Below are 7684 nucleotides of genomic sequence, written 5' to 3'. Positions count from 1 at the left end.
CTGCCTCGCAATGACGACTAAACTGGTGTCATAAATGAAGTGAATCAATTATAGAATATAATTAATATTTCAGTAACAATGCTGCCTTGATATGATAGAGCAAGACATCAAGGGATAATTCCGTAATTTTTACATACAGATTCTTTGTTCTCCGATTAAAACATTTAAAATTGTTATAAAATATGGAAAATAAAATTATGTTTGCTATAATAATTTTAATTTTTGTCGTGTCTGCTGTTTTATTTTTGCAGCTAGATGAGGAACAAATTTTGACAACAGCCTTATTTATATATGCGCTGGCTGGCACAGAATCTATAGTTGTTTTTCCTAAGCAAAAAACGAAGGCGTTTTTACGGCAGTTTCATATTATGTCAGGCAGATTTTTTATGAAGGATTCTTTTGCAGCGCCGCATACAGGACACTTTTCAGGAGGTTCGTCAGTTTCGTGTTCGTATCCGCATACGCCGCATTTCCATGTTGGCGACACAGCTGTCTTTTTGTCTGCGGCAATGACATTATTGAAAGTTTTTTCTTTCGGACGACTTTCGGGAATGGAATGAGAATATTTTATACCGTCAAACACTTCTTTTGACACATACAAACAGCAAAAACACATTCCATATTTGTCAACGTCATCTTTCATATATATGCACGGGCATAATATATCTTTGTCAAACTCATAATTCTGCGCAGCAAGCCTGCATGGACATGACGCGTATCCATAACGCTGAAGATTAGCATAAAGACCATCGACCAATTCTTTTACAAAAATTTCATCTCTGTTAAGATAACGGCCCCTTTTCGCCGCATTTGTTTTTATTATCTCTAAAAGTTTTTCAGAAGAGTCAAGCTTTTTGCTCATTTAAGCGTTTCCAATATTTCTTCCGGTTTAAAACCTACTATAACTTTTATTTTATTTATTATCATTGTCGGAAAACCGCCATCTGGATTTACGGCTTCAATCTCGTTCATCGCTTTGTCTTTATCTTCTACAGCGAGTAAATCTACATATTCATAGTCATAGTCAACGCTAATTTCTTCCAGAAGCGCTCTGGTTCTTTTGCACCATATACACGTGCTTAAAGCATAAAGAAATACGTCATTTTTCTTGTTTACGCCCTCAACATGTTTTACAGTCATTTTATTCTCCTCCTTTGTTACATAAGTTTAAACAACCTGACCAACAACAATGAAGACACAAATCTTTTCTCGGCTGCTCGATTGCAGTTGCCATATTTAAATATTAAAGTAAGATATACAAATTATAATAAATTATATTCTTTAAAACTAAAATATTTATTCCCAGAAATAATAATATGATCCAATATAGAAATATCCAAAGTGCATAGGGCAGATTTTATTGCAGCAGTAGCGTCAATATCATTTTGACTTGGCTTTAAAGTTCCGCCGGGATGATTGTGTGCTATTATTACAGCAGAAGCTTTGTTGTTTAAAGCCTCTTCTGCGATTTTTCTCGGCATGATAATGGATTTATTTACCGTTCCTCTTTCTATTTCTTTACATTCAATGACTTTGTTGCCAGAATCAAGCATAACCATATAAAATTTTTCTATCTTTTCGCTGCTCAATACCGTTATAAGATAATCTACGACCAAATCCGGCGAGCTTAAAGATTTTGGTGATTTGACTTCAAGGTAGGAATAATATGCGGACATCTCTTTTAAAAAATCTAAAAATATTGCGCCATGTTTTGAAAGTCCTGGAACGGAAATCAGAGCGTCAATATTCGCATCCAAAACCTGTTTTAAGCTGCCGAATTTGTTTATAAGCTCTTTTGCCAAAGGTTTTGTGTCTATTCTTTCAATTGCAAAAAACAGCGCAAATTCGAGAATTTCATAATCGGCAAAATTATCAAAACCCGAAGCCAGAAACTTATCTTTCATACGGCTTCTGTGACCGAAATAATGAGGTTTAAATTTCTTCGTATCCATTTATCGCCGGTAAACGTTTATAATATTTCCAGTTGTGGTATTTATTATGGACGATTGCTGCTTTCATACAAAGCTTACCTTTTCCCTGCTTTGCTTTTTAAGCGCTATGAGATTTTTTTCTTTAAGAATTTTCTCTTTTGCCCTTTTGGAACGTCTGCGTTTCTGCCGTTTTATTTTTTCTATTTCTTTTTGTTTTGCCGATTTTATTCCAAGAATAAGTTCTTCAACTTTTTCGGCAAGCAGCCTTCTTGCCAAGAATCTGTTTAAAAGCTGAGTTCTTTCCCTGTGATATTTAACTTCAACACCGGTAGGAATATGTTTTAGAAAAACGGCCGTTGCCACTTTATTTACATTTTGTCCGCCTTTTCCTGAAGATCTTATAAACTTTTCCTCAATGTCGCTTTCATTTATGCCAAGCTTTGCAAATTTTGATTTAAGTTCTTTTTGTTTTGATGTTCTCATGCCAAAATCTATCATATTTCTATATTTTCCCTTTTTAAATCCGCAGTAAGATTTGCAGGTGTAATAAATTGATAAGCTCTTATGCCGCATTTTTTTGCAGCTTCTATATTTATAAGCAAATCATCTGTAAAAAACAGCTGCTGCGCAGTGATCCCGTAATATTTTATAACTTCTTCATAAATTTTGTCATCGGGTTTTCTGGCGTTCATACGATAAGACAAATGAAAATCTGAAAATAAAAGAAAAATCTGTGGATACATTGATTTAAGATATTTAAAATGAAGCTCATTGGTATTGGATAATATCGCAAGTTTATATTTTTTTGCAATTTTGGCAAGTATTTCAATTGTGCCCGGTATTGGAGTAAAAATATCGTTCCAGATTACTGAAAATTCATTGTAACTGCCGACATAATGGGTTGTTTCGGCAAGACGTTCATAAAACTGTAGTGAATTTATTTTTCCGTTTTCAAGCGATATGGCTAAATCGCCATATTCAAAAATAAATTTTTTTATATCTTCGCCTTTTTTTGAAGCCTTTTTCGAAAAGGCTGAAACAAATTTGAATAAGTCATAGTCAAAAATGACTTTTCCTAAATCAAAAACTAAAACTTTTACAGACATTTTACAGGCCTCATTCGCAGCAACTCAGAAGTTCAGCATATCGACACTGGCAGAGCTAATGACAGCACTATCGTTACTTTCAATCAGCCTTTTAAAGCGCCGGCGGCTATTCCTTTAACTATATGTTTTTGCATGAGTAAATATACTATAACTATAGGTATTGTCGCTATCGTAAGCCCCGCCATAAGAAGAGGGTAATCTGTAATAAATGTTCCTTGAAAAACCATTAAACCTCTTTGTATGGGCATTTTTGCTTTATCCTGTAGTACGACCAAAGCCAAAAGAAATTCATTCCATATAGTAAGTGAATTCATAATGACTATAGTGGCAAGAGCCGGTTTAGCTAAAGGAAGCGCTATTCTCCAATATATTCCGAAACGCGAACAACCATCAATTAAAGCGGCTTCCTCTATTTCTTTTGGCAAATCGTCAAAGAATCCTTTTATCAAAAATATTGCAAATGCCAGCCCATTGCTGATATAACATAAAAGCAAACCAAGTCTTGAATCAAGAAGTCCTAAACTTTTTAATAATAGATATAAAGGTACAAAAACACCTGGAATCGGTATTAAAAGAGTTGCTATAAGCATATAAAAAAGCACGTTTTTGCCAAAAAATTCCAGCCGCGCAAAAGCATAAGCCGCTAAAGATGATATGAGAACGACAAAAAATACGCCTACGACAGTATAAAAAACGCTGTTTAAAAAATACTGTCCAAAATCTGCTTTTATAAAAGCGGTAACGTAATTTGACCAGTTCCAAGTTTCAGGCAAAAGCGTCATTTTCGAAAATATTTGATCTTGGGTTTTAAGCGAAGAGGAAAGCATCCAGAATACTGGAAAAATACATGTAACTGCCACTGCTATTAAAATTATATGAGTTATGGAATCAACAATCGTTTTTTTTGTTTTGTACATATTCATCCGCTATTCCTTTATTTATTGTTATAATTTAATTTTTTAGAGGCATAAATCTGCACAAACGACACAACCAGAAGTACTCCGCCGAATATGACGGCCATTGCAGTAGAATACCCGAATTCGCCGTTGCTCATATACTCATAAATTTTTGTGATAGGCACATGAGTATGTCCAGCAGGACCTCCCCTTGTCATTGAATAAATTAAATCGAATATCTGCATTGAACCCAATATTGTAAGTATCGATACAATTGTAAAAATAGGGATTAAAAGAGGAACTGTGATATTTTTAAACTGCTGCCAAGCGTCAGCGCCATCAACTTCGGCCGCTTCGTATAATTCTGTGGGAATTGTCTGTAAACCGGCAAGCAAAATAATAAATCCGTACCCGAAACCTTTCCACATATGCACTACTGCTACAGAGGAAAGAGCTGTTTTTATTTCCGAAAGCCATGCAAAATCCTGAAACTGTGTAAAACTTATATTTGCCAGAAAATGATTTAATATGCCGAAATTTCCGTCAAATACGAATTTCCATATCAAGCCTACAACCACGCCCGATAATACCGGAGGCAGAAAAAATATCGTTCTGTATATGTTTTCACCTCTTATATTTCTGCTGACAAGCAATGCAAGAAGCAAAGCAAGCCCGTTTTGAAGAGTGAGCGACAATATGGTAACATATGCCGCGTTCCACATTGATTTCCAAAAAGCCGGATTGTTAAACAATATATGTTTATATTGTTTTAACCCTACAAAAAGCATGTCCTTGTCTATTCCGTTCCATTCAAAAACGCTCAATTGGAAAGTTCTTAATATTGGGTAAAGACTGAACACCAAAAATAAAACCAGCGCCGGCAGTATAAAACAGAAATTACTGAACTTTTCTTTAGGGGTTATTTTCATTTGTCTGCCTTCATCTGTCTTTCTTTTTCACCCTGAACTTCTTTAGCGGCCTGTGCGGGAGTTCTCTCTCCTATAATGACTGATTGCAAATTGATATTTATAAAATTGGTCACCTGCCAGCTTTCTATTTTAGGCAGCGATTCAAAAGTATTTACAATATTCTCTGAGAAAACTTTTAATATCGGAGGAAGATCTCCGGCGGCATTTTTATTTGAAGGGATGTTCAAAGTTTCTTTAGCAAGATACACCTGAGGTTCAACCTGTGTCATCCATCTCAGGAAATCTATTGCTTTTTGTTTGTTTGGCGACTTTTCGTTCACGAACAACGAGGATCCTTCTCCGCCGAACATAAGCAAAGGATATTTTGTGCCATCTGTAAGAGCTGGAGGAACCATAACGCCATAATTAAGGTTTGGCGACATAGAATGATAGACGTTTACCCCCCACGAACCGTTAAAAGCCATTGCCGCTTTTCCTGTTGCAAAACTTCTTTCCGCATCTTTATTTACCATTGTAACTATTCCAGAAGCAAAAAGCCTATTATCCCTCATTTCGGCAAAAAGTTCAAATATTTTTACCCATCTCGGATCGGTATAAGGAATTTTTCCTTCGATTGTCGATAAGACCCCTTCTTTTCCGAAAAGATTCCATTGATAAGATTGGGCAAAAGCTCCTATAAGCCATCCTTCTCCGAATCCGCTTGTAAAAGGCTGAATATTGGCGGCTCTTAAAGCTTTACCCGCTTCTATAAATTCAGGCCATGTTTTAGGCGGATTTTCAGGATCCAATCCCGCCTTCGAAAACAAATCTTTGTTGTAATATATCATTAAAGAATTGACGTCAAGAGGAACAGCATAAATTCCGGGTTTAACACCCCACTCGTTTCCAGCTTCAAAAGTATTTTGCGTTAAAGCTTTTGTAAAGAAAGAATCTTTCCATCCATCTTTTTCCATTTCTTCGGTAAGGTCCGCTATATAACCAGCATTTATATATGACGCAGTTTCTTTTTTATCAGCTATGGGATTGAATACATCGGGTAAGAGGTCAGCTGTTGCAGCTGCGGAAATTTTATTTTTGTAAACGTCGGTTGGCGCATAAGTTTCAAACGACACTTTTACTCCGGTTTCTTTAAAATACTGCTGAACAAGCTCTTCAAAAGCTTCCTGCCTGTCCGTCATCCAGTGCCATATTACGACGTCCGCTTTAGACTGTTTTGATTTTTTGTCTCCACAACCGATAAATAAAATAAAAATAAATGCGCAAAAAACATTCACCAAGATAAATATCTTTAGTTTTGACATTAATTTCCTCCGGAAGAAATTTTGTTTGTGATTGTTATTTTAACACGAATGTTAAGAGTTTATCAAATTTGCAAATACCAGTCAATAAAATTTATGATTACCAAGTTTAACTTGATAATACAACAGTTGTCGTTAACCATTAAAGTCATTAAAGAAAAAAAATAAGCGGCAACAGTCCGTGTTGTTGTTTTTCTTTGTGCATAATTTGGATAAGTAAAATTAGTAAAAAGCATGAATAAAAAAATATGAAAGATTGATAAAAAATAATTGTCCGCATGCAGTAAAAAAGACTCTTTGCGCATCTGCGGCACATCAATTTACTTTATAATCTTTGTAGATTTTGATGGCAATGAGTATTGTTCCCTATTCCGCTCAACTTTTCAATGTCCTTAATATGCTAGAATTTAGGACTAAACATTTATTCCTTGTTTCTGCTTTTAAAAACGCCATCCTGTGATTACGCTAAACTGATTTTCTATTTGTCCAAAATCTTTCTCTTTAATTATAAGCTTATCTCCCAATATATCTATTTCTCTTTCATCAAAAGATATTTTAGAGTTTGCAAGCAAACGATATCCAAAATCCACAAACCAGCGTTTATGAATATTTAATATAAAACCGATATTTATGCCCGCTGTAACAGCAGTTTTTGTTTCGGAATGCGTATCAGGAAGTCCGTCTATATCATGACCATTTACGGAGGCAGGGTCATATGATTCCACTCCGGAAACAGCCAGTACGCCTACGGTGGGTCCTATGCGAAATTTCGTTTTTTGAGATAAAGCGACTATATGGCTCCATGACAGCAGAAACTCAAAAGCCATATAACTGTAATCGATTTCTCCATAATGCTTTTTATAAAATATGCCATTGCGGTATTCATTATAATAAAAATTGCCTATCTGTTCCGCTTCTCCGAATTCTGCATTAAACTCGGCTGTAAAAAGGCTTGAAGCGGAAGAATGGTATCCGAAACTTGTTCCACCTCCAAAAAATAAATTTTCCCCCACGCCATGTCCGATGAAACCTAAAGTTAAAAACATTTTTTTATCTTGCTGTGCAAAAACATTTTTTGCATTAACTGTTGCAACGGTAAATATCAATAAAAATAAAAACAATAAGTTTTTTTTCATACAACTCTCCTGTTTTAGAAGATAAATGAAGACAAATGCCGAACAGAAGTCACAAAAATTCAAAAATCGGATACTAAACAGCAAAGCATATGGCAAACATCGCGCAGCTTAGAAGCGCTTATACAGCTTGTTAAGATTTAAAATAATAGTACCCTGCGTTTTGTGCAGAGTACTTGTGTTAAAAATATCATACGGTAAATTAAAAATTATTTTAACCATTCCGTCCCTTCGCTATGTCATTGTTGCTTTTGTAATATACCGTCTCTATGCTGATTTTGCCATCTGAAAAAGCTGATCACAATATTACAAACCTACGGAAACACAAACGATAAACTTAAAAAATGTGAACCTGTGTTTTCTTGTATTTCTATCGGCAATGCAAATGTAT

Annotated in this window: 9 protein-coding genes; all 9 read right to left on the bottom strand. The window is 35.2% G+C overall.

Annotated elements, in window-relative coordinates; genetic code table 11:
- Nucleotides 1-361 precede the first annotated feature (361 nt).
- The 9 genes from LBD46_05710 to LBD46_05670 all read right to left on the bottom strand — a co-directional run bounded on the left by LBD46_05710 (nt 362) and on the right by LBD46_05670 (nt 7296).
- Nucleotides 362-862 (bottom strand): hypothetical protein, encoded by a 501-nt coding sequence (locus LBD46_05710; protein ID MDR2426657.1) that lies wholly within the window; start codon nt 860-862, stop codon nt 362-364.
- Nucleotides 859-1140 carry a glutaredoxin family protein gene (locus tag LBD46_05705; protein ID MDR2426656.1) on the bottom strand — a complete coding sequence of 94 codons (282 nt, stop codon included), beginning with the start codon at nt 1138-1140 and terminating at the stop codon, nt 859-861. Before LBD46_05705 ends, LBD46_05710 begins: the two co-directional genes overlap by 4 nt.
- Nucleotides 1141-1262: 122 nt before the next feature.
- Nucleotides 1263-1952: a DNA repair protein RadC gene (gene radC, locus LBD46_05700; GenBank protein ID MDR2426655.1), complete on the bottom strand. Its 690-nt coding sequence runs from the start codon at nt 1950-1952 to the stop codon at nt 1263-1265.
- Nucleotides 1953-2015: 63 nt separating this feature from the next.
- On the bottom strand, nt 2016-2429 hold the full coding sequence (locus LBD46_05695; GenBank protein MDR2426654.1) for a peptide chain release factor-like protein: 414 nt from the start codon (nt 2427-2429) through the stop codon (nt 2016-2018).
- The gene (locus tag LBD46_05690) at nt 2426-3037 is read right to left on the bottom strand and encodes an HAD family phosphatase (GenBank protein ID MDR2426653.1); all 612 of its coding nucleotides are present in this window, start codon (nt 3035-3037) and stop codon (nt 2426-2428) included. Before LBD46_05690 ends, LBD46_05695 begins: the two co-directional genes overlap by 4 nt.
- An 83-nt stretch (nt 3038-3120) precedes the next feature.
- Nucleotides 3121-3960: a carbohydrate ABC transporter permease gene (locus tag LBD46_05685; GenBank protein MDR2426652.1), complete on the bottom strand. Its 840-nt coding sequence runs from the start codon at nt 3958-3960 to the stop codon at nt 3121-3123.
- Nucleotides 3961-3971: 11 nt separating this feature from the next.
- Nucleotides 3972-4862, bottom strand: a complete 891-nt coding sequence (locus tag LBD46_05680) for a sugar ABC transporter permease (protein MDR2426651.1) — start codon at nt 4860-4862, stop codon at nt 3972-3974.
- Nucleotides 4859-6163, bottom strand: a complete 1305-nt coding sequence (locus tag LBD46_05675; GenBank protein ID MDR2426650.1) for an extracellular solute-binding protein — start codon at nt 6161-6163, stop codon at nt 4859-4861. Before LBD46_05675 ends, LBD46_05680 begins: the two co-directional genes overlap by 4 nt.
- Nucleotides 6164-6600: 437 nt before the next feature.
- Nucleotides 6601-7296, bottom strand: coding sequence for a hypothetical protein (locus LBD46_05670; protein MDR2426649.1), 696 nt, complete (start codon nt 7294-7296; stop codon nt 6601-6603).
- Nucleotides 7297-7684 lie beyond the last annotated feature (388 nt).

The organism is Candidatus Endomicrobium procryptotermitis (genome assembly GCA_031279415.1).
Taxonomy (GTDB): Bacteria; Elusimicrobiota; Endomicrobiia; order Endomicrobiales; family Endomicrobiaceae; genus Endomicrobium_B; species Endomicrobium_B procryptotermitis.
The sequence above is the reverse complement of the archived record's forward strand: the minus strand, read 5'-3'. Positions and strand labels throughout refer to the sequence as shown.

Excerpts from the sequence above, each read along its gene's own strand:
- LBD46_05680 (MDR2426651.1), bottom strand. The coding sequence starts at position 4,862 with ATGAAAATAACCCCTAAAGAAAAGTTCAGTAATTTCTGTTTTATACTG.
- LBD46_05690 (MDR2426653.1), bottom strand. The coding sequence starts at position 3,037 with ATGTCTGTAAAAGTTTTAGTTTTTGATTTAGGAAAAGTCATTTTTGAC.
- LBD46_05685 (MDR2426652.1), bottom strand. The coding sequence starts at position 3,960 with ATGAATATGTACAAAACAAAAAAAACGATTGTTGATTCCATAACTCAT.
- LBD46_05670 (MDR2426649.1), bottom strand. The coding sequence starts at position 7,296 with ATGAAAAAAAACTTATTGTTTTTATTTTTATTGATATTTACCGTTGCA.
- LBD46_05710 (MDR2426657.1), bottom strand. The coding sequence starts at position 862 with ATGAGCAAAAAGCTTGACTCTTCTGAAAAACTTTTAGAGATAATAAAA.
- LBD46_05695 (MDR2426654.1), bottom strand. The coding sequence starts at position 2,429 with ATGATAGATTTTGGCATGAGAACATCAAAACAAAAAGAACTTAAATCA.
- LBD46_05705 (MDR2426656.1), bottom strand. The coding sequence starts at position 1,140 with ATGACTGTAAAACATGTTGAGGGCGTAAACAAGAAAAATGACGTATTT.
- radC (MDR2426655.1), bottom strand. The coding sequence starts at position 1,952 with ATGGATACGAAGAAATTTAAACCTCATTATTTCGGTCACAGAAGCCGT.
- LBD46_05675 (MDR2426650.1), bottom strand. The coding sequence starts at position 6,163 with ATGTCAAAACTAAAGATATTTATCTTGGTGAATGTTTTTTGCGCATTT.